General features: G+C 67.3%; 17 protein-coding genes, 1 other RNA gene and 2 pseudogenes. 3 read left to right on the plus strand and 17 right to left on the minus strand.

What is annotated here, in order from left to right; translation table 11 throughout:
* The 5 genes and pseudogenes from IT540_RS05995 to tpiA form a co-directional block, all read right to left on the minus strand.
* Positions 1–437: pseudogene (locus IT540_RS05995) on the minus strand (CTP synthetase); the annotation flags it as partial.
* A gap of 201 nt (positions 438–638) precedes the next feature.
* Entirely contained in the window at positions 639–1,169 is a 531-nt protein-coding gene (locus IT540_RS06000) for a hypothetical protein (protein WP_291174470.1), read from the minus strand.
* A gap of 104 nt (positions 1,170–1,273) precedes the next feature.
* Positions 1,274–1,633 carry a preprotein translocase subunit SecG gene (gene secG, locus IT540_RS06005; RefSeq protein WP_291174473.1) on the minus strand — a complete coding sequence of 120 codons (360 nt, stop codon included), beginning with the start codon at positions 1,631–1,633 and terminating at the stop codon, positions 1,274–1,276.
* A 134-nt stretch (positions 1,634–1,767) separates the two neighbouring features.
* The gene (locus tag IT540_RS06010; RefSeq protein ID WP_291174475.1) at positions 1,768–2,166 is read right to left on the minus strand and encodes a hypothetical protein; all 399 of its coding nucleotides are present in this window, start codon (positions 2,164–2,166) and stop codon (positions 1,768–1,770) included.
* Positions 2,167–2,279: 113 nt separating this feature from the next.
* Positions 2,280–3,041: a triose-phosphate isomerase gene (gene tpiA, locus IT540_RS06015; protein ID WP_291174477.1), complete on the minus strand. Its 762-nt coding sequence runs from the start codon at positions 3,039–3,041 to the stop codon at positions 2,280–2,282.
* Positions 3,042–3,297: 256 nt separating this feature from the next.
* Here tpiA and IT540_RS06020 point away from each other — a divergent pair, with 256 nt between their 5' ends.
* Positions 3,298–5,202, plus strand: coding sequence for a SurA N-terminal domain-containing protein (locus IT540_RS06020; protein ID WP_291174479.1), 1,905 nt, complete (start codon positions 3,298–3,300; stop codon positions 5,200–5,202).
* Between the two features lie 73 nt (positions 5,203–5,275).
* Positions 5,276–6,766, plus strand: a complete 1,491-nt coding sequence (gene trpE / locus IT540_RS06025; protein ID WP_291174502.1) for an anthranilate synthase component I — start codon at positions 5,276–5,278, stop codon at positions 6,764–6,766.
* A 67-nt stretch (positions 6,767–6,833) separates the two neighbouring features.
* Here the strand turns inward: trpE and IT540_RS06030 are convergent, their stop codons facing one another.
* The 4 genes from IT540_RS06030 to IT540_RS06045 all read right to left on the minus strand — a co-directional run bounded on the left by IT540_RS06030 (position 6,834) and on the right by IT540_RS06045 (position 11,323).
* On the minus strand, positions 6,834–8,561 hold the full coding sequence (locus IT540_RS06030) for a bifunctional protein-serine/threonine kinase/phosphatase (RefSeq protein WP_291174481.1): 1,728 nt from the start codon (positions 8,559–8,561) through the stop codon (positions 6,834–6,836).
* Between the two features lie 181 nt (positions 8,562–8,742).
* Complete coding sequence (locus IT540_RS06035) at positions 8,743–9,531, minus strand: inositol monophosphatase family protein (protein WP_291174483.1); 789 nt, start codon at positions 9,529–9,531, stop codon at positions 8,743–8,745.
* A 120-nt stretch (positions 9,532–9,651) separates the two neighbouring features.
* Positions 9,652–10,656, minus strand: coding sequence for a tetratricopeptide repeat protein (locus tag IT540_RS06040; RefSeq protein ID WP_291174484.1), 1,005 nt, complete (start codon positions 10,654–10,656; stop codon positions 9,652–9,654).
* 13 nt (positions 10,657–10,669) lie between these two features.
* The gene (locus IT540_RS06045; protein WP_291174486.1) at positions 10,670–11,323 is read right to left on the minus strand and encodes a thiamine phosphate synthase; all 654 of its coding nucleotides are present in this window, start codon (positions 11,321–11,323) and stop codon (positions 10,670–10,672) included.
* A gap of 376 nt (positions 11,324–11,699) precedes the next feature.
* On the opposite strand from IT540_RS06045, the gene IT540_RS06050 reads away from it, so the two are divergent.
* Entirely contained in the window at positions 11,700–13,865 is a 2,166-nt protein-coding gene (locus IT540_RS06050; protein WP_291174488.1) for a L,D-transpeptidase family protein, read from the plus strand.
* A 303-nt stretch (positions 13,866–14,168) separates the two neighbouring features.
* Here the strand turns inward: IT540_RS06050 and IT540_RS06055 are convergent, their stop codons facing one another.
* The 8 genes and pseudogenes from IT540_RS06055 to ssrS form a co-directional block, all read right to left on the minus strand.
* The gene (locus IT540_RS06055; RefSeq protein ID WP_291174490.1) at positions 14,169–14,870 is read right to left on the minus strand and encodes an MIP/aquaporin family protein; all 702 of its coding nucleotides are present in this window, start codon (positions 14,868–14,870) and stop codon (positions 14,169–14,171) included.
* Complete coding sequence (locus IT540_RS06060; RefSeq protein WP_291174492.1) at positions 14,867–15,388, minus strand: arsenate reductase ArsC; 522 nt, start codon at positions 15,386–15,388, stop codon at positions 14,867–14,869. Before IT540_RS06060 ends, IT540_RS06055 begins: the two co-directional genes overlap by 4 nt.
* Positions 15,389–15,390: 2 nt before the next feature.
* Positions 15,391–15,738, minus strand: coding sequence for a metalloregulator ArsR/SmtB family transcription factor (locus IT540_RS06065; RefSeq protein ID WP_291174494.1), 348 nt, complete (start codon positions 15,736–15,738; stop codon positions 15,391–15,393).
* Between the two features lie 303 nt (positions 15,739–16,041).
* Positions 16,042–17,076: pseudogene (locus IT540_RS06070) on the minus strand (class I fructose-bisphosphate aldolase).
* Between the two features lie 64 nt (positions 17,077–17,140).
* The gene (locus tag IT540_RS06075) at positions 17,141–17,890 is read right to left on the minus strand and encodes a YebC/PmpR family DNA-binding transcriptional regulator (protein WP_291174497.1); all 750 of its coding nucleotides are present in this window, start codon (positions 17,888–17,890) and stop codon (positions 17,141–17,143) included.
* A gap of 290 nt (positions 17,891–18,180) precedes the next feature.
* Positions 18,181–19,005: a TIGR00282 family metallophosphoesterase gene (locus IT540_RS06080; RefSeq protein ID WP_291174498.1), complete on the minus strand. Its 825-nt coding sequence runs from the start codon at positions 19,003–19,005 to the stop codon at positions 18,181–18,183.
* A 328-nt stretch (positions 19,006–19,333) separates the two neighbouring features.
* Entirely contained in the window at positions 19,334–19,882 is a 549-nt protein-coding gene (locus IT540_RS06085) for a 5-formyltetrahydrofolate cyclo-ligase (protein WP_291174500.1), read from the minus strand.
* A gap of 102 nt (positions 19,883–19,984) precedes the next feature.
* A non-coding RNA gene (ssrS, locus tag IT540_RS06090) (6S RNA) lies at positions 19,985–20,141 on the minus strand; the annotation flags it as partial.

Genomic DNA, 20,141 nt, shown 5'->3' on the forward strand with positions numbered 1-20,141 from the left:
TCGCCCACCGTGCCGCCGATCTCGACCAGCACGAAGTCGACGTCCTCGTATCCCGTGGTGACGAACTGCTTGATGGCGTCGGTCACGTGCGGGATCACCTGCACGGTGCCGCCCAGGTAGTCGCCGCGCCGCTCGCGCGCGAGGATGTCCTGGTAGATGCGGCCCGTGGTGATGTTGTCCGACTTCTTGGCCGGAACGCCGGTGAAGCGCTCGTAGTGGCCGAGGTCGAGGTCCGTCTCGGCGCCGTCGTCGGTGACGAACACCTCGCCGTGCTGGTAGGGGCTCATCGTTCCGGGGTCGACGTTCAAGTAGGGGTCGAGCTTGCGGAGACGGACGGAGTACCCGCGTGCTTGCAGGAGCGCGCCGAGGGCGGCGGAAGCAAGGCCTTTTCCAAGGGAGGAGACCACGCCACCGGTAATGAAGATGTACCGTTGCATGGGCTTTAACAATACAGCCCTAGCGGTGTGATTCGAAGAGGTTTTCTTGCCTCATCCACGGCGGCGCGCGATGTGCCGCTGCAAGGCGTCGGGACCGGTGGCCTGTCGCCGCCGGAAACACGGGCAGTGCCCCGTCACCCGCGCAAGAGCGCGTTTCCCCTCGATGGGTGAGGAGGCTGCACCGCTTCAAGAGAAAGAGCGCTAGCCGCACTGCGCTGCGGCTGTGGGATCGACGGGCGCGGGGGCGGACTGGTCCTGGTCCAGCTCGGCGCGGTACTGATCGAAGCTCGTGCGCGCGTTCTGGTAGCTCGCGTCGGGCGGGTTCTTGGCGTAGGAGACGTCCGCCGTCGTCATCGCATAGCCGAGCGTCTTGGCGGAGGAGGAGCCGGGCGCCCTGGGCCCGGGTTTGAACGTCTCGCAGTGCGTTCCGTGCTGGACGTTGTCGATCTTGAAAAAGCCGAGCTGGCCCTCCTTGCCGATCTCGGCGGCGCGGGTGGCGGCGATCTTCTCCATGCGCTCGCGCGGCGTATTCAGCGGGCCCTTGACCTCGATGCGGTAGCGGTCGGGACCGATCTGGCTCTCCGAGTAGCCGGCCGGCGCGATGGCGTTCGAATGCTGATAGGGGAGGGGGCCTTGCGCAATCCCGCTCATGCCGGCAGAGCAGCCGGCCAGGGCCAAGACGGCCGCCAGTGCCGGAGCACATTTCCACTGCAAGACCCTGAGCCGCGGCATGGCCGTCTCTCCGCTCCCGAACGGGGCCCACGCTAGCAAATAGCAGGGCCCCGTGGCCAGTTGCGGCGCGGCCACATCCTCAAGGTCTTGGAGGACGGTGCGTCCTACTGGAGCTTGTCCAGGATGCCGCCGCGCGGGGCGGCCTTGTCGGCGGGGGCTGCCGGCGTCGTGGTGGTCTGGCCCGGATCGGCCGGCACCATCGAGGAGGCCGGGGCGTCGAAGGCGGAGCCGGTGGTCGCCGAGCGCTTCGAGACCAGCGTCAGGAGGATGCTGGTGGCGAAGAAGCAGGCCGCGAGCACGGCCGTGGTGCGCGTCAGCAGGTTCGCCGTGCCGCGGCCGGTCAGGAAGCCGCCGCCACCGCCGCCGCCGATGCCGAGCGCGCCGCCCTCGGAGCGCTGCCAGAGGACGACCGCCACCAGTGCGGCTGCAACCATGAGGTGAATGACGAGGAGAACCGTGGTCATAGGGCGAAGAGCTCCAAGCGCCGGAGGGCGCAAGCTTGTAGGATTTGGCAGGGCTTCTACACCAGCCGCGGGCCGAGGGCTAGATAGGACCATTCCGCAGTCCGCGCGGCGGGGTGCGTCCGATTGGCGGGAGGCTATGGGGCCTTGGTGGCCTGCCGTTTCGCGGCCGCCGCGGCGCTCGCGTCCTTGCGCTTGGGGAGCGGGATGTTGCTCTGCGAGACGCCGGCTCTGGCGACCTCGGGCGGCGGGGGCTCGTTGATGACGGGGCGCGCGGTCAGGAGCTCGCCGCAGCGGAAGCTCAACTGCTCCTGGACGGCGATCAGGCGCTCGATCTTTCCCAGCCGCTCGGGGGAGAGGTTCGCCTTCGCCCATCCGGGGCCGCGGTCCATGTCGGACTTGGCGCCGGCGGCGAGGAGGCCCTGATACTCGGTTTTGAGGGCGGCGCAGGCTTCCGGCTCGAGCGGGGCGGCGGCGACGGTCGAGGGTGCCGCGAGGATCAGGGCTGCCTGCAGAAGTGCCCGTTCGATGCGCATTCTCAAGCCTTGCTCCGCCGCTCTCTGGACTGCCTTCATGGCCGCTGCCCGTCTGCCCTGCAAGCCGTGATGCTACGTATACGCGCCGTGCCCGTACATTCTCCTCAAGCGCCCTATGGCGCAGAGGCACGGATGATGGCGAGGAAATCGTCGGCCTTGAGGCTCGCGCCGCCGACCAGGGCGCCGTTCACGTTCGGAAGTGCAAGCAGCTCCTTCGCATTGGAGGGCTTCACCGATCCTCCGTAGAGGATGCGGATGCGGCTGCCGGCGTCGCCGTAGCGCCCGGCGAGATGGCCGCGGATGGCCTCGTGCACCTCGGCGACGTCGTCGGGGCTCGGCGTCAGGCCGGTGCCGATGGCCCAGACCGGCTCGTAGGCAACGACCGTGTCGGCATCGCTCGCGGCGTCGGGAAGGGAAGCCGCAAGCTGGCGGGCGACGACGTCGAGGGTCAGGCCCGCCAGGCGCTCGCCCTTGGTCTCGCCGATGCAGACGATGGCGGTGAGGCCCGCGCGGTGGGCGGCCGCGGCCTTGGCGCGGACGATGCGGTCCAGCTCGCCGTGGTCGGCGCGGCGCTCCGAGTGGCCGACGATGACGGCCGTGGCGCCCGCGTCCTTCAGCATCTCGGCCGCTATATCGCCCGTGTGGGCGCCGGAGGACGCCGCGTGGCAATCCTGGCCCCCGAGCAGGATCGCCGAGCCGCGTGTGGCGTACGCCATCTGGGCGAGCAGCGTCGCCGGCGGGCAGATCATGACGTCGGCCGGGGCCACACTGTCCGAAAGGGCCGCCTTGACGGCCGTCGCCTCGGCCAGGGCCGCCGCAAGTCCGTTCATCTTCCAGTTGCCCGCGACCAGGGGACGAATGCGTGTCGTGGTCATGCGCGCGGCTCTTCCCTCGTCTTCGTCAAATCTGCGCCTTCCGGGGGCCTCCGGACCGGATGGGATCGGTCCGTGTGCGCGCCCCGATTAACTTATTTTCAGCTCCGCAGCACGGTATTGCATTCCCTTGCGGGGTGGGGTTCATATCACCCCGACGCCCCCCGTCATGGACGGGTTCCTCTATTTCTGCAAGCGGTGGCGGCCGAGCCCAGGCATGTGCGCTCGCCGCCCGCACTTAACAGGAAGATCTTTCTCGATGCTCGACGCCATGCGACGCGGCGCCCAAGGGTGGGTGGCCAAGCTCCTGTTCGCTCTCCTGATCGTGAGCTTCGGTGTCTTCTGGAACGTTTCCGATGTGTTCCGAGGTTTCGGACGCGGAGCGGTGGCCAAGGTCGGCGAGGCCGATATCACCGTGACCGACTTCCAGCGGGCGTTCCAGAACCAGATTCGCGGCATCACGCTCGAAGGCGGCCAGCGGCTCACCACCGAGCAGGCGCTGATGCTGAGGCTCGACCGGCAAGCGCTCGATCAACTCATCGCGCAAGCGGCGGTCAAGACGCATGCCGACCAGCTCGGGCTCTCGCTCTCGGACGAGACGCTGGCCGAAGGCGTGCGCAACGATCCCGACTTCGCGGGGCCTGACGGGAAGTTCTCGCGGCTCGGCTTCGACGGCCTCCTGAGGCAGCTCAATCTCACCGAGCAGGGCTTCCTGGCGGTGCGGCGCGACGACGAGGTGCGCAGGCAGATCTTTGACGGACTCTCATCCGCGGTCGTGGTGCCGAAGCCGACGGTGGAGGAGCTGCACGCCTTCCGCGAGGAGACCCGCACCATCGAGCATGTGCAGATCGACGCCAAGAAGGTCACGGCGGCGGCGCCCGACGAATCGAAGCTCAGCGAGACCTACGAGGCAAACAAGGCGAGCTTCATGACACCCGAGTACCGCAAGGCGGCGGTGCTGGTGCTTTCGACCGACGCGCTGAAGTCCGAGATCACGCTCACCGACGACGAGCTCAAGACCTACTACGCCGACCACAAGGCGACCTACGACAAGCCCGAGCGGCGTCGCATCCAGCAAATCGCCTTCAAGGACAAGGCGGCTGCGGAGGCGGCGCGCAAGGAGCTCGCCGAGGGCAAGAAGAACTTCCTCGACGTGGCCAAGGAGCATGGGGCGACCGAAAGCGACGTCAACCTCGGCATGCTGTCCAAGTCGCAGCTCATCGATCCCAAGATCGCCGACGCGGCGTTCGCGCTCGAGCGCGACAAGCTCTCGGAGCCGATCGAGGGGCGCTTCGCCACCGTGCTCGTGCGCGCGATCGAGATCGACGAGGGCAAGGAGAGCACGTTCGAGGAGGTGAAGGACAAGGTGCGCGACAAGCTCGCGGGCGAGCGCGCCGAAGGGCTCATCCAGGAGCGCTACGACCTGGTCGAGGAAGGCCGCAACGCCGGCAAGACCCTCAAGGAGATCGGCGAGGAGCTGAAGCTCAAGTTCATCGACGTGGAGGCGGTGGACAACGACAACAAGACGCCTGACGGCAAGACCGCCATCGACATCCCGGATGCGAGCATTGCGCTGCAGGGGATTTTCGCGACCGGGGAGGGCGCGCAGCCCGACGCCGTGGAGCTGCCCGGCTCGGCCTACGTCTGGTTCGACGTGATGTCGATTGCGGAGCCCAAGCAGAAGCCGTTCGACGAGGTAAAGGACGACGTCAAGGCGCTCTACACCGAGAAGGAGACGGGAAAGCTGCTCGACGAGATGGCGCAGAAGCTGGTGGACCGGCTCAAGCGCGGCGAAGCCTTCGCCAAGATTGCCGAGGAGGCCGGCGGCACGGCTGAGGTCTCTGAGCAGATCAAGCGCAACACCTCGCCGCCGGGGCTCACCACCGATGCCGTGCGGCAAGCGTTCACGCTGCAGAAGGGTGGCGCGGGCTACGCCCAGACAAGCGACCGCGCGAGCCGCGTGGTGTTCCAGGTGAAGGACATCTTTCCCGCCGCTTCGCCGACCAAGGAGCAGGCCGACAAGATCTCCAAGGAGCTCAAGGATCAGCTCGCCAACGACAACCTGCTGGCCTACATCTCGGCGCTCAAGGCCGGGCTCAGCATTCATGTCAACGAGACGGAGCTCGCCCGCGCGACGGGGGCTTCCACGGAGAGCGACCAGTAGGGAGGCCTGTCTCTTGAGCACGCTCGCCCAACGGGCCCGTGGCCTCGAGGCGCTGCCGGCGCACGATGCCTTCGTGAAACGCTATCGGGCGGGCGCGCCGCAGGTGGTGTGGACCCGGCTCGTCGCCGATCTCGAGACGCCGGTCTCGGTCTATCTCAAGCTGGCGCTCGGCAAGCCCTACTCGTTCCTGCTCGAGTCCGTCGAGGGCGGGGCTGCGCGCGGGCGCTACTCGGTGATCGGGCTGGCGCCGGATGTCGTGTGGCGCGCCCACGGCGAGACCGCCGAGATCAACCGTGCGCCGCACCGCAACCCGCATGCCTTCCGTGCCGAGGCCCAGCCCACGCTCGCCTCGCTGCGGGCGCTGCTCGCGGAATCGCGGCTCGAGCTGCCGTCGGAGCTGCCGCCCATGGCGGCCGGCGTGTTCGGCTATATGGGCTACGACACGGTGCGGCTCATCGAGACGCTGCCCGAGGTCAAGGAGGACGAGCTCGGCGTGCCGGACGCGGTGCTGGCGCGGCCGACCGTGATCGTCATCTTCGATTCCGTGAAGGACGAGCTCAGCATCGTGACGCCGGTGCGTCCCGACAAGAAGATCGATGCCGAGCGCGCCTACAAGGCGGCGCTGAAGCGGCTCAAGGACGCCGTCACGGCGCTCGACGCGCCGCTGCCGCACGGGGCGGCGCTGGCGCCCAAGACGCTGGCGCAGCCGGAGCCGCGCTCGAACACGACGGCGCGCGAGTACATGAGTATGGTCGAGCGGGCGAAGGAGTACATCCGCGCCGGCGACATCTTCCAGGTGGTGCTGTCGCAGCGCTTCTCGGCGCCGTTCGCGCTGTCGCCGTTCGCGCTCTACCGGGCGCTCCGGCGCACCAACCCGTCGCCGTTCCTGTTCCATCTCGACCTTGGGGATTTCGCGCTCGTGGGCTCGAGTCCCGAGATCCTGGTCAGGCTGCGCGACGGCGAGGTGACCATCCGGCCGATCGCGGGCACGGCACCGCGGGGCGCGACGGAGGCCGAGGACAAGGCGCTGGCGGATGCGCTGATCCGCGACCCCAAGGAGCGCAGCGAGCATCTGATGCTGCTCGACCTCGGGCGTAACGACGTGGGGCGCGTCGCCGAGGTGGGCTCGGTCGAGGTGACGGCGAAGTTCGTCATCGAGCGCTACAGCCACGTCATGCACATCGTCTCGAACGTGATCGGGCGGCTCGCGGGCAAGCGCGATGCGATCGATGCGCTGATGGCGGGCTTTCCGGCTGGCACGGTCTCGGGCGCGCCGAAAGTGCGCGCGATGGAGATCATCGACGAATTGGAGAAGGCGAAGCGCGGTCCCTATGCCGGCTGTGTCGGCTATTTCACGGCCGACGGCGAGATGGACACCTGCATCGTGCTGCGCACCGCGCTGGTGAAGGACGGGACGCTCCACGTGCAGGCGGGCGCCGGCATCGTGTTCGACAGCGTGCCGGAGAAAGAGCAGCAGGAGTGCATCAACAAGGCCAAGGCCGTCGTGCGCGCGGCCGAGGAGGCGGTGCGGTTCGCTGCGCGGGGGAGTAAGAAGGCGCGGTAAGGGCTCGCTTCGGCGCGCTATTCCCAACAGCCGCAATCTGCGGAAGAGATAGCCGCTGGCGTTGCTCCTATCTCGTGGCGAGCAGCCAAAGGATAATCAGAAGCAACACGGCGGACAGCGCTTGCCAGAACAGCAGTGGATTGCGTTCCATGAGCGGTGTGACCGATCGGGGCTTGAATGATCCGCTCGGCCGGCGAAGATCGGCAACAAACTCCTCGATGGTCTCATGGCGCTCCGCCGGATCTATTTTAACGGCCTTGCGGATCGCCCAATCCATCCATTCGGGTATGTGCGGCGAAAGCTCGGTGGCTGGAATATAGAAAAGCGATGCCTGCGCCTTCGGGGTCGTCGCGTCGGCCACGCCGTTGACGTAGGGAAGGCTGCCCGTGAGCAACTCGTATGCGACGAGACCAAGGGAAAAGAGATCGGACTTTTCGGTGCCTGAAAAGCCCAGAAAGTATTCGGGAGCGGCATATTGATGAGTTCCGAGGATGTCGCCCGTGTCGGTCTCGGGCATGGCCTCGCGGACCCCTGCAACACGCACCGAGCCGAGATCTATGATCTTCACGGTGCCGGCGGTGTTGATCATGATGTTGTCGGGGCGGATGTCCTGATGCAGCATTTCCTTTCGGTGGAACGCGCGTAGCCCCTTGGCGATTTGCTCGACGATGTTACGCACGGATTCAAAACTGGGGTTCGGATTATCGCGCATCCATTGGCGCAGGGTCTGCCCATCGATCAGCTCGGAGACCGTGTAGAGGCTGGTGCGCTGGCGTTGCGTCTTCACCGCTCTGACGACGTGCGGTGAATCGAGACGGCGTGCAACCCATTCCTCCATGGCAAACCGGCGGCGAGCACCCGGGTTGTCGCGGAGGTCGGAAGCCAGCACCTTGAGAGCGACGCACTCGCCGGTGTCGCTATCGATCGCGACGTAGACGTTGCTGCGGCTCGTGGCATGGATCTCCCGCACGATGCGAAAGCCGTCGAGATCGTAGGGTATGCGCGGCACCTCGGCTGCGAGCGCCAGCTCCACACCTTCGAGAACATCTTGCGCGGTCTCGTCCGGAAGGCTCTCGACGCGAACGATTTGGACCGTCAGATTGTCGTCGCTGCCGTTCGCGAGGGCGCGGGCGACGATTTCGCGGGCGGCCGTATCGAGGTCGTCAGCCGAGGTGACGAGCGTTGCCATCTCGCGGGGACCGACAAACTCGTGGACGCCATCGGTGCTCAAGACAAGGACATCGCCGGACTTCAGGTTGACGGCGAGATAGTCGATCTCGACATTGGGGTCGACGCCCATAGCGCGATTGAGATAGCTCTCGGTCTTCGAGATCGTCAGGCGGTGATCCCTCGTCAGCTGCTCGAGGTTGCCTGCGGCGAGCTGAAAGATGCGGCTGTCCCCAATATGAAAGATGTGCGCAGCTCTGCCTTTGAAGACGATCGCGCTCAGGGTGCAGATATAGCCCTGGTTCTCATAGAGCCAGTTGCGCTGACTTTCCGCGTGGAGCCAGGCATTCGCGGCGCGGATCACGCGTTCGCCGGCCGTCTTTGCCGTCCAGGTGTCAGAGGTGCAGTAATAGTCCGTCAGGAAGCTGTTGACAGCGATCTCCGCCGCGATCCGGCTAACTTTGCTCGATGAGATGCCATCTGCCAATGCGACGGCGATGCCCTTCAAGGCGCGCTCGGCCCCCTCCGGGACAAGCGCTCCGTGGAAGTCTTGATTGATGGGTTTGGCTCCGGCCTCCGAACACTGACCGATGGTCAAAGAAAGTTCGGTCGCTGAAGATCTGGTCAACAGAAGGCTCCGTTCGAGGCAACAGGCCGAGCTCGGCAGTGTGACAGGGCCGCGTTGTTCGTCAATGTCGCCGGTTGACGACGAGACGGATTGCGCTTGCGTCGTGTGGAGGCGATCGTGGGCGATAGCCGTTTCTGGCTCTTCGCCGGTCTCGGCGGACGGTGGTGTCCGTCTCCGCCGCCTAATGCGTGAGGAGGGGAAGCAGGGCCTTGGTGATGGCGCTGTTGCCGGCGAGGACGTCGCCGGTCGCGAGGGCCTTGTCGCCGCCATGCACGTCGGTGACGTGGCCGCCAGCTTCGCGCACGAGGACGATGCCGGCCGCGAGGTCCCAGGGCTTCAGGCCGCGCTCCCAGTAGCCGTCGTAGCGGCCGGCGGCGACGTAGGCGAGGTCGAGGGCGGCCGAGCCCGAGCGGCGCAGGCCTGCAACCTCCATCATCACCGTGCTCATCTCCTGCATGAAGCGCGGGTGGCCGGGACGGCCGCGGTGCGGGATGCCGGTCACGACCACGGCGTCGGCCAGCGTCTTCCGTGCGGCGACGCGCAGGCGGCGCTTGTCGTTCAGGAAGGCGCCCTTGCCCTTCTCGGCGGTGAACAGCTCGTCGGTCGCGGGATTGTAGACGACGCCGGCCACCAGTGCGCCGTCGCGCTCGAGGCCGATCGAGATCGCAAAATGCGGGATGCCGTGCAGGAAGTTGGTGGTGCCGTCGAGCGGGTCGACGATCCAGCGATGGGTCTTGTCGACTCCCGCGACCTCGCCGCGCTCCTCCATCAGGAAGCCGTAGCCGGGGCGTGCCTTCGACAGCTCCTTGAAAATGATGTCCTCGGCCTTGTGGTCGGCGGCGGAGACGAAGTTGGCCGGCCCCTTGACGGAGACCTGCAGCTGCTCGACCTCGCCGAAGTCGCGCGCGAGCGAGCGGCCCGCTTTGCGCGCGGCGGCGATCATCACGTTCATCAGGGCGGAGGCGGGCATGGGGCGGCCGTGCAGTGAAAGGGCCGCGGAGCCGCGGCCATGGGTTCGATCAGGTTGGGAGGCTCTGACGGTTTCGCGGCGGGACGTCAACCTTTTTCGGGTTTTGGCGGGCGGCGGCGGTCACGGCATGGCCATGACTTGCTTCTTCTCGCGCCATGCGGTGGCGGCGGCTTCGGCCTTGGCGCGGTCGGCGTCGGGAAGGGCGGCCACGTAGAGGTCGAGCTTGTCGTCGACGACGCCGGCGGCCTTGGCGACGAGACGCCACTTGGCGGCCTCCACCGGATCGGAGCCAACGCCGATGCCCTCGGCATAGAGGTGGCCGAGGCGGTTCTGCGCACCGGCTACGCCCTTCTCAGCCGCGGACTGCAGATACTCGATGGCCTTCGACTCGTCCGCCTTGAGGCCGCGGCCCTGCAGCAGCATCACGGCATAGTCGTACTCGGCGGCGGGCAGGCCCTGCTCAGCGGCCTTGGCGCTCCAGCGTGCGGCCTCGAGCGCGTCGTTGGGGACGCCGTTGCCTTCGAGGTAGAGGGCGGCGAGGTCGTACTGGGCGGCGGCTACGCCCTTCTCGGCGGCGTAGCGGATGTGCTCCGCGGCGCGGTAGGGGTTCTCGGGCTTGCCGGTGCCGCGCAGGAACATGAGCCCCAGATTGTAGTTGGCGAGCGGGTCGCCGGTGCGTGCGGCCTTCTCGAACATCTCGGCGGCGAGGTCCATGTCCTTGGTCACGCCTCGGCCCTCGGCGAGCATGGTGCCGAGCGCCAGCGTGCCGGGGATGTCTCCAAGCTCGGCGGCGCGGGCGTACCAGCGCGCGGCGGCGCCGTCGTCCTTGGGTACGCCGAGGCCGTCGGCGTAGATGCGGCCGATCAGCGTGTGCGCCTGCGGGTCGTCGCGGCGGGCGGCCTCCTCCGCCAGCGAAAGGGCGGTCAGGTACTTGCCCTGGTCGAAGGCGGCGTAGGCGGCGTCGTCATCGTCGGGAAGCGCGTCCGGCTTGCTCTTCAGCTCCGGTGCGGCGGTCTCCGTGAGCTGTGGGAGGTACGGGGAGAGCATGCCGGTCGCCACCAGCGCACCGAGGGCGCCGAGGGCGATACCCGCGCAGCCCAGGATGACGAGGTTGATCGTTTTCACAGGGCGCACTCCATCAGGCTGCATCCGCGGGCGCGCTCAGCGCGGCGACGAGGGCGGATGCCCAGGCGGCGTTGCCCTCGGCGGGCGTCACGACGGAGAGGCGCGCGGCGACGAAGTCGGCGCCGTCGCGGACGAGGTCGCGGACGTCATCGGCCGTCTCGGCATCGAAGGCGACGATGGGCACCACGAAGACGTCGGCCCACCAAGCGACCAGCTCGCGCTGTGTGTCGCGTGCCTCGTCGGGTCCGTAGGCGTCGGACATCCGGCCGAACGCCACGTAGTCCGCGCCGGCCTCCCCGAGCGTCATGGCGTCATGGCGGGACGCGCCCGCGTCGGCGCCGAGAATGGCCTTGGGGCCGAGCGCGGTGCGGGCCGCCTCGTAGGCGTCCTCGATCTCGGGGCGCCAGGAGAGGTGCACGCCGTCAGCGCCGGCGGCGCGGGCGGCCGGGACGTCGTCGGCGATGAGGGTGGCGATGCCCTTCTCCTGCGCTAGGGCGACGAGCGGGCGGGCGACAGCGGGATCGATTGCGCCGTGCTCGGGCGCGGTCAGGATCAGCGTGCGAGCCTGCGTCGCGTCGAGCGCGGCGCCGACGCGGGCGAGCCAGCCCGCGCCGCTCTCCGCCGCGGCGATCAAGCAAAGGCCCGGATCCGATAGTGCCTGGCTCACGTCTCGGCTCCCCGATCTTGTGTGCATGTGGCGAGCGTATCTGTCCCAATTCGGGCGGAAAAGAGACTCGGGTCCCGGTGTGGCTCAATTGCCCTTGGAAGAACAGGCTGTTGGTGGCCGCCCGCCCTATCGTATACGTGGCCTTCCGGCTATCGTCCCGGCAGGCGAATCTGGATACTGCCGCGTAGACCGGGGTCCGCCCGAGGGCGGCCCTCGGCATTGTGCACTGCGTCCGGGGTCGCCCGGGCGCGGGGCAGGTCCGCCGCCGATGTCCGAGAGCATGAAATTGCCATGCTGTGCCCGCACTTGTGGAGCGTTGTCCCGAGTGGGGGTCCAAGATCCAAGGGTGCCGCGTCCCGCTGACGGAGCCAGATTGATGCTCACGACCGCCTTCACGCGCGTTGTTGTCGCCACGGCTGCGACTGTTGCGCTCGCCGCTACTGCTTCGAGCGTCGGAGCACAATCGACACCTGCAGCGGCTGGCACGCCGCCGGCCGTCAAGGAAACCGGCGCCATCCCGAAGGAGTCCGGCACGTCGGGCTCGGCGCACGCCGACGCGGTCGCCAACGCCGCAACGCCGGCTGCGCCGGCCGGCACGGCTCCCGCCGCGGCGGCGCCTGCCACACCGGCTACGCCCGCGGCGACCACTCCGGCAACGCCGCCGTCAACCGATCCGAAGGCTGCCGCCACGCCTGCGGGGACGCCGGCCGCGCCTGCAGCGGCTGCGCCCGATGCCGCGACGGCAACGCCGCCGTCAACCGACCCGGCAGCCGCAGCCACGCCTGCGGTAACCACGCCGCCTCCGCCTCCTTCCGATCCGGTGGTCGTGGCCGTGCGCACATGGCTCGGCACCGCCGCCAACACGTCGAGTGCGCACAAGGACGACGTGGCTGCCGCCACGGCGTTCTATGGCATGCGCACCGAGCCGCCGCTCTGGGTCGAGAAGTCGGGCTTCACGGCCAAGGCCAAGAGCGCCATCGAGGAAGTGAACAAGGCCGACGACTGGGGCCTTTCGGCGGATGCGTTCGCGCTGCCGCGGTTCAATGTGTCCACGCCGTCCACGGAGGCGCTTGCCGAAGCGGAAGCGCGGCTCACGCTCGAGCTGCTCAAATACGTACGTCACGCAAAGGGCGGCCGGCTCAACCTGGCGTCGCTCTCGCGCATCCTGGATCTCACGCCGCCCGTCAAGGATCCGGCCATCGTGATCGGCGAGCTGGCGGCGGCCTCGGCGCCGGACGCCTATCTGCGCGACCAGCATCCGAAGCATTCTCAGTTCAAGCTGCTGCACAAAGCGCTGCTCAAGGCGCGCGGTCCGGCGCAGGCCGCGGTCGAGATCGATCCGGCGCTCAAGGTCAGCCTGCCGGCGACGCGGGAGATGCTCAAGGGCGGCGTCGAGCATCCGAACGTGGCGCTCCTGCGCCAGCGCATGAAGGTGCCGGCCGAGGCCGGTGCCAAGGAGACGCTGTTCGACGAGAAGCTCGCGCTGGCGCTCAGGGCGTTCCAGGCCGAGAAGGGGCTCGCGGAATCGGGTGAGCTCACGGGGGCGACACGCAAGGCCCTCAACCGCGAGGTCGACGCGCTGCGCGCGCCCGATCCCGAGCGCGGGACGCAGCTTCTGGTGCTCAACATGGAGCGCTGGCGGTGGATGCCCGAGAACCTCGGCCGCGTCTACGTCTGGAACAACATCCCCGAGTACACGACGCGCGTGATCAAGGGCGATGAGGTGCTGTTCCGCGAGCGCATTATCGTCGGGCTGCCGAACTGGGCCACTCCCGTGTTCTCCGAGACCATGAAGACCATCGTCTTCAATCCCTCGTGGGGCATGCCGGATGGCATCAAGCAGCGCGAGCTTGCACCGCGGCTGCGTTCGGCCGGCGGCGGCGACTTCTTCTCACAGCTCTTCGGTGGCGGTGGCGGTGGCGCGGCGATCCGGGCGCACGGGCTCAAGGTCTACTACGGCGGACGGGAGATCAATCCCGACAGTGTCAATTGGAGCACGGCGGACCTGCGCGCCTACAGCTTCATCCAGCCGCCGGGCGGCAAGAACCCGCTCGGGCAGGTCAAGTTCATGTTCCCGAACCGGCATGACGTCTACATGCACGATACGATCGAGCGGTCGCTGTTCCAGCAGCCGAACCGGGCGCTGTCGCACGGCTGCATCCGCGTGCAGGATCCCATGAAGTTTGCCCGCATCATGCTGGCGGAAGGGAATGGCCTCGATGCGCGCGGCGTGGAGCAGGCGATCGCCGGCGGCGGCGATGTCAAGCTCAAGGATCCGATCCCGGTGCACAACGCCTACTTCACGGCGGTGGCGGACGCGGACGGGCACGTCTCGACCTTCGGCGATCTCTACGGGCACGACAGCCGCCTTTCGGCCGCGCTCACCGGGCGCTCGATCCGGTTCGACCCGGGTGTCGAGGCGGTGGCGGCCGGTGAGGAGGCTGCTCCCGTGCGCACGAAGGAGCAGGCCAGGGTCAAGAAGAAGACCAAGTCGGCGCCCGATACGCTGGCCGACGCGATCTCCGGCTTCTGGCTGAACTAAGGATTTTGCGCAGGCCTTGGGCCGCTACAACAGATCCAACGCAGTCAAGGCGCAACGAGGGGGGCTCGCTGCGCCTTGCTGCTCAGCCTTCGTCCCGTGAGGCCGAAGACTTTAAGACTGGGGCCCCCCATCCCGCCTGAACTCACAATCCGGCGGCTCGACGCGCAGCATCGAGCGCGGGCCTGAGGTACAAACGCCTTTCAGCGCAACGTTGTTCCGTCGCAGTACGAAAATTCCTGAAAATTTAAGCGTGTCGACTTCGGCGCAAACCTCACGACGAGAATATCCAGACATGGATGGCGCCTATTCGGCATGCGCGTTCTCGGGTTTGTGCGTCGTCATCGACCGTGGCGTCAGAGCCTGCGCCACGACCAACGCGCCTATCGCGCCCGCCAGTTGCGCGGCGACGAAGCCAGCGGCGGCGTCGGGACGGATGCCGGTGAAGGTATCGGTCATCGTGCGCGCGATCGTCACCGCCGGGTTTGCAAACGAGGTCGAGGCGGTGAACCAGTAGGCCGCCGTGATATAGAGCCCGACGCTCATGGCAACGGCCTGTGGCTTCGCCCGCAGCGTGAGCAGGATGGTCGTAACCAGGCCGAACGTTGCCACGCATTCGGAAAACGCTTGCGCAAATCCGCTCCGCGGTTTGGCCGACACCTGCATCAACGGCTGCTCGAACATGCCGTGCGCGATCAGAACGCCGAAGAGAGCGCCGACCACTTGGGCGGCCACGTAGGCCATAGCGTCTCGGCTGCCTATGTCCCGGCGCAGGAAGAACACCAGCGACACCGCCGGATTGAGATGCGCGCCGGAGATCGGCGTCAGCATGGTGATCAGGACCACCAGCATGGCGCTCGTCGGCAGCGTGTTTGCCAGCAACGCAAGGGCCATGTTCTCGCCGGCCAGCCGCTCCGCCATGATGCCGGAGCCGACTATGGCGGCGAGCAGGAACGCCGTGCCAAGCCCCTCCGCCGCAAGCTTCTGCGGCGCGGTTGCTGCGCTCACTTCGCCCGCTCCGGCGATGGGGCTTCGGTGCGGCCGATGTCATCGAGCCGTTTCTGCAACGACAGCTTGTCGAGCGAGGCCAGCGGCAGAGACGTGAAGATGCTGATGCGCTGATACAGCATGCGGTGCGTGTCGGCGAAAGCGAAGCGCTGCTCGCTCTCCGTTCCTTGCGCAGCGGACGGGTCGGGCAAACCCCAATGGGCACTGATCGGCTGGCCCGGCCATACCGGACATACCTCGTTGGCGGCGTTGTCGCAGACTGTGAACACGAAATCCAGGTCCGGCGCCTCGGGAGACGTGAACTCCTCCCACGACTTCGAGCGCAATTTCGTCGTGTCGTAGTTGAGCTGCCGCAGGAGATCCATCGCGTAGGGGTGCACGCGCCCGCTCGGCTGGCTCCCGGCGCTATAGGCATTGAAACGGCCTGCGCCGAGACGGCTCATGATGCACTCGGCAATCACCGAGCGTGCGGAATTGTGAGTGCACAGGAAGAGGACGTTGAGCGGTTTGTCGGACATCTTCAAGCTCCCTTGCTCTTACACAGCGAGCGGACACGTCGGACGGTGCCGCCGCACAGCTCCGGGTGCCCCTGGCAACAGTCCTCCGTCAGGTAGGTCAGGAGTTTGCGCATGCCCTCGACGCTTACGGCATAGCGGACATATCGGCCGTCACGCGTGCCGCAGATGAGGCCGGCGCGATCCAGCTCCTTCAGATGGAACGAGGCACCTGTCGGGCTCGCTTCGACGGCTTCGGCAATGTCTGAGGCCGGAAGGCCGCTGGGGCCTTTCGTGACCAGCAGGCGGAAGATGCGAAGACGCTGTGGGTGCGCCAGGGCGGCGAGGGCGGTTACGGCCTGATCTTCTTTCATTCTGCAATGATACAATTATTATTGAAATATGCAAGTATAGGCGTCGTCGTGAGGCCGCGGTTGTGGTCCGCAACGCGGGCGTGGAAGCCGGAAGCGATTGCAGATCGCTTCCGGGCGAGGGGGCCGGAGCATTCCAACCAGCGTGTCTGGATTCCGGCCGTCCATGCACGCATGGCTCCGCCATGACGTCGGGATGACGTTGGCGGATGGATTGCGGTATCCGCAAATCAGCGTCGCTCCGGCGAAGGCCGGAGTCCGGACGCGTCATGGGGCTGTCGCCGGCGAAAGCCGAGAGGCGCGGTGCTAGGCGGCTTTCTCGAGCTTGGCGTCCCACTGGCCGAGCGCGGCCAGGCTGTTCATGCGCGCGCGGTGCGTGAAGGCGCGCTGGCCGGCGGCCACGTTCTCCGGCTTGCCGCCCCAGGCCTTGAGCGCCGCCGCCTGCAACGCGCGGCCGTAGGAGAACGTCAGCGCCCAGGGAAGGTCGCCGGCGGCGTTCATCAGCGAGAGGTGCTTGGTCGCCAGCTCGTCGGACTGGCCGCCGGAGAGGAACGCGATGCCGGGCACCGCGGAGGGCACCGTCGCCTTGAGGACGCGGACGGTCTTCTCGGCCACCTCGTCGGGCGTCGAGACCTTGGCGCTCTTCTGGCCGGCGATGATCATGTTCGGCTTCAGCACCATGCCCTCGAGCGATACGCGCGCGTCATAGAGCTCGCGGAAGACGGTGCGCAGCGTTCATTCGGTCACGCGGTAGCATTCGTCGATGTCGTGACCCGAATAGGGGCCGTCCATCAGTACCTCGGGCTCGACGATGGGCACGATGTTCGCCTCCTGGCAGAGCGCGGCGTAACGCGCCAGCGCATGCGCGTTGGCCTTGATGCAGCCCCAGGTGGGAAGCCCGTCGGCGATGGTGATGACGGCGCGCCACTTCGCGAAGCGGGCGCCGAGGTCGTAATACTCGGCGAGGCGCTCGCGCAGGCCGTCGAGGCCCTCGGTGATGGTCTCGATCTCGGAGGTGGGACCTGCGAGCGGTTTGGCGCCGGTGTCGACCTTGATGCCGGGGATGGACCCCGCGGCCTTCATGACGTCGACCAGCGTGGTGCCGTCCTTGGCCTTCTGGCGGATGGTCTCGTCGTAGAGGATGACGCCGGAGACGTAGTTCTTCATGGCGTCGCTGGCGCGGAACAGCATCTCGCGATAGTCGCGGCGCGTGTCCTCGGTCGAGGTGACGCCGATGCTGTCGAACCGCTTCTTGATGGTGCCGGAGCTTTCGTCCGCGGCCAGGATGCCTTTGCCGGGCGCCACCATGGCGATGGCAATGTCTTCGAGCTTTTCGGTCATGGCCTTTTAATCCCGTTGTGCAAATCGATTGCAGGTTGCCGCCGTGCCGGTCGCGGAAGGGCGATCAGGCGGCGGTGAGCTTCTTCAGCACGTCCTCTGAAACCTCGAAGTTGGCAAAAACGTTCTGAACGTCGTCATCGTCCTCGAGAGCGGCAATGAGCTTCATGATGCTCTCGGCGTTCTCCTCGTCCACCTCCGTGGTGAGGTTTGGTTTCCAAACGGCCTTGACGCTCTCCGGTTCACCAAGCTTCTCCTCGAGCGCTCCGGCGACGGTGCCGAGGCTGTCGAAGGCGCAGGTTACGAGATGGCCCGTGTCGTCGGATGCGGTATCGTCGGCGCCGGCCTCGATGGCGGCCTCGAGGATGGTATCGGGCGAGCCGGTCTCCGGTTTGAAGCGGATCTCGCCCACGTGCTCGAACATATGGGCGACGGCGCCCGTGGCGGCCAGGTTGCCGCCGTACTTGGTGAACGCGGCGCGGACAGCGCCGCCGGTGCGGTTGCGGTTGTCGGTCAGGGCTTCCGCGATGACGGCGACGCCGCCTGGCGCATAGCCCTCGTAGCGGATGGTCTCGTAAGCCTCGCTATCGCCTCCCAAAGCCTTCTTGATGGCACGCTCGATGTTGTCCTTCGGCATGTTCTCGGCGCGGGCGGTTGCAATAGCAAGGCGCAGGCGCGGGTTCATGGCCGGGTCGGGCATGCCGGATTTGGCGGCCACCGTGATCTCGCGTGCGAATTTGGCGAACATCTTGGCGCGGGCCGCATCCTTGCGCCCCTTCTTGTGCATGATGTTCTTGAACGCTGAGTGGCCGGCCATGTGGGTTCCGAGATGTCCAGGGGTAGGAACGGCGCGCCCGACGGGCGCTTCGGGTCCGATTTAATGCGGGGCCGCCTCGCGCCGGTCAACCCCCCTGCCGGTACCAAAAGGCCTGCTTTTTTGGCACTCGGGCCCGCCGCCCTGCTCGAGGCAGGGCCTCGCGGATGTGGGCAGAATCAACTAAACTCAGATCCATGCCGCTACTGCCCAATCGCGGACCAGGGTGAGCAGGGCTCACCATTGCGCTGAGGGTGGCCAGACCCTTCCTCACGCGGTTGCCATACCTTCTCTCACTCGACCCAAAAGAGCGGCTCGGTCGGCTCCAAAACGCCACCGAGCCGCAAACTTTTTACGCGCGTCGCCAGCCCCGTCTTGTCGTCGATCTCGACGGCGAGGCCGGAGACGGTCGCCGGGCCGAGTGCGGGCTCGAAGCGCTCGCGCGGGAGCCGCGTCAGGAAGCGGTTGATGGGCTCGCCCGGATCCATGCCGAGCACGGAATTGTAGTCGCCGCACATGCCGGCGTCCGACATGTAGGCAGTGCCGCCGGAGAGGATGCGCTCGTCCGATGTCGGCGTGTGGGTGTGCGTGCCGACAACGACACTGGCGCGGCCGTCGAGGAAGTGGGCGAGGGCCTGCTTCTCGCTCGTCGCCTCGGCGTGGAAGTCGATCAGGATGACGTCGGCGCCGGACTTGAGCGCGCAGGCCGTCAGCTCGCGGTCGATGGCGCGGAAGGGGCAGTCGATCTCGGTCATGAACACGCGGCCCATGGCGTTGATGACGAGCACGTCGGCGCCGTTCGCCGCCTTGAGCAGAGCGGCGCCGCGGCCCGGCGTTCCGGGCGGAAAGTTGAGCGGACGGATGAGGCGCTCCTGGCGCTCGATGAAGACCAGCGTCTCCTTCTGGTCGAAGGCGTGGTTGCCGAGGGTCACGGCGTCGGCGCCGGCGTCGATCAGCTCGAGGTGGATGGCCTCGGTGATGCCGAAGCCGCCGGCCGCGTTCTCGGCGTTGATGACGAGGAAGTCGAGCTTATAGCGCTCTCTCAAGCGCGGGATGGCCTCGACCGCGGCCTTGCGGCCCGTGCGGCCGACGATGTCGCCGAGGAATAGCAGGCGCATCAGGTCGTCCCTCGCTGTGCGGGGGCCGACCGGTCATGCGTTGATGCGTGTCTGGATCCCGGCCTCCGCCGGGATGATGGCAGGGATTGTGCGAGCGGCGCGCCCATTCTCAACGTCATTCCGGCGGAGGCCGGAGTCTGGCTACGTGTGGATTGGAAGCCGTGGCTCGCGTCCTCGTCGCGGCGAGGCGGCCATCCACCGCCGCTTGCCCGTCGATCGAGAAACACGCCCCTCGATGGCCGGGTCAGGCACGGCCATGACGTCAGGACGGGGCGATTCAATCGCGAGCCAACGTGTTCGAGCGAGCGGGCAATCATGCTTGTTTTCGTCAGCCACACTTGAGAGGGCCCGAAGGCGTGAGGATCCAGTCGAGGCGTTCGTCATAGTCGACGTGCGGTACAGCGTCGACCCGCTGTTCCTCGAAGGCGAGGCCGATGGAGACGATCGGCTTCAGCGCGCGCAGCCGCGCCAGCGTGCGGTCGTAGAAGCCGCCGCCGTAGCCGAGGCGGTAGCCCATGGCGTCGAACGCGAGCAGGGGGCCGAGTACGACGTCGGGATCCACCGCAGGAGCTGCGGGGGGCGGCTCGCGGATGCCCCACATGGTCTCGGCCAGCGGCTCGCCCGGCGCCCAGGCGCGGAAGACGAGCGGCTTGCCCTTGCCTTCCATGACGGGCAGGCAGAGGCGGTAGCCCTCGCCGAGCAGGCGCTGCATCAAGGGCGTGGGATCGATCTCCTCGCCGATGGCGAGGAAGCCCGAGACGACGGCGGGCGGCGGCCGTCCGGCAAAGGCGATGCCGTGGCGGGCGATGTCCTCGGAAGCGCGCGTTCCGTGGCGCGCGAACGCGCCCTCGCGCGCCGCCTTCGCCTGGCGGCGCATGTGTTTCTTTGCTTCGCTTGTCGAGGTCGTGGCCAAGTGCCCTCTCGTGCAGGTGGTCTGCACGACGCGTCCGGCGAGAGCATCACGGTGCAGAGAGACAGGGAAAGTGCCGCGGTGGCCGTTGGAACGTTCGATCTCGCCGGGTCCCTACAAATGTAAGGTGGGCGCCATATGTCCGGGGCCACGGCCCCGGCCAGGGACAGCTCCCAGGCAGATCTTATAGGCCCTGGAGATTCATGTGTTCCTGACGAACCCCGCA

The organism is Hyphomicrobium sp., from assembly GCF_020852195.1.
GTDB lineage: Bacteria > Pseudomonadota > Alphaproteobacteria > Rhizobiales > Hyphomicrobiaceae > Hyphomicrobium_C.

Coding starts and splice junctions, on each gene's coding strand:
- IT540_RS06080 (WP_291174498.1), bottom strand. CDS start 19,005: ATGCGCCTGCTATTCCTCGGCGACATCGTCGGCCGCACGGGCCGCAAG.
- IT540_RS06050 (WP_291174488.1), top strand. CDS start 11,700: ATGCTCACGACCGCCTTCACGCGCGTTGTTGTCGCCACGGCTGCGACT.
- IT540_RS06065 (WP_291174494.1), bottom strand. CDS start 15,738: ATGAAAGAAGATCAGGCCGTAACCGCCCTCGCCGCCCTGGCGCACCCA.
- IT540_RS06000 (WP_291174470.1), bottom strand. CDS start 1,169: ATGCCGCGGCTCAGGGTCTTGCAGTGGAAATGTGCTCCGGCACTGGCG.
- IT540_RS06035 (WP_291174483.1), bottom strand. CDS start 9,531: ATGCCCGCCTCCGCCCTGATGAACGTGATGATCGCCGCCGCGCGCAAA.
- tpiA (WP_291174477.1), bottom strand. CDS start 3,041: ATGACCACGACACGCATTCGTCCCCTGGTCGCGGGCAACTGGAAGATG.
- IT540_RS06060 (WP_291174492.1), bottom strand. CDS start 15,388: ATGTCCGACAAACCGCTCAACGTCCTCTTCCTGTGCACTCACAATTCC.
- IT540_RS06010 (WP_291174475.1), bottom strand. CDS start 2,166: ATGCGCATCGAACGGGCACTTCTGCAGGCAGCCCTGATCCTCGCGGCA.
- IT540_RS06020 (WP_291174479.1), top strand. CDS start 3,298: ATGCTCGACGCCATGCGACGCGGCGCCCAAGGGTGGGTGGCCAAGCTC.
- IT540_RS06075 (WP_291174497.1), bottom strand. CDS start 17,890: ATGGCCGGCCACTCAGCGTTCAAGAACATCATGCACAAGAAGGGGCGC.
- IT540_RS06085 (WP_291174500.1), bottom strand. CDS start 19,882: ATGCGCCGCCAGGCGAAGGCGGCGCGCGAGGGCGCGTTCGCGCGCCAC.
- secG (WP_291174473.1), bottom strand. CDS start 1,633: ATGACCACGGTTCTCCTCGTCATTCACCTCATGGTTGCAGCCGCACTG.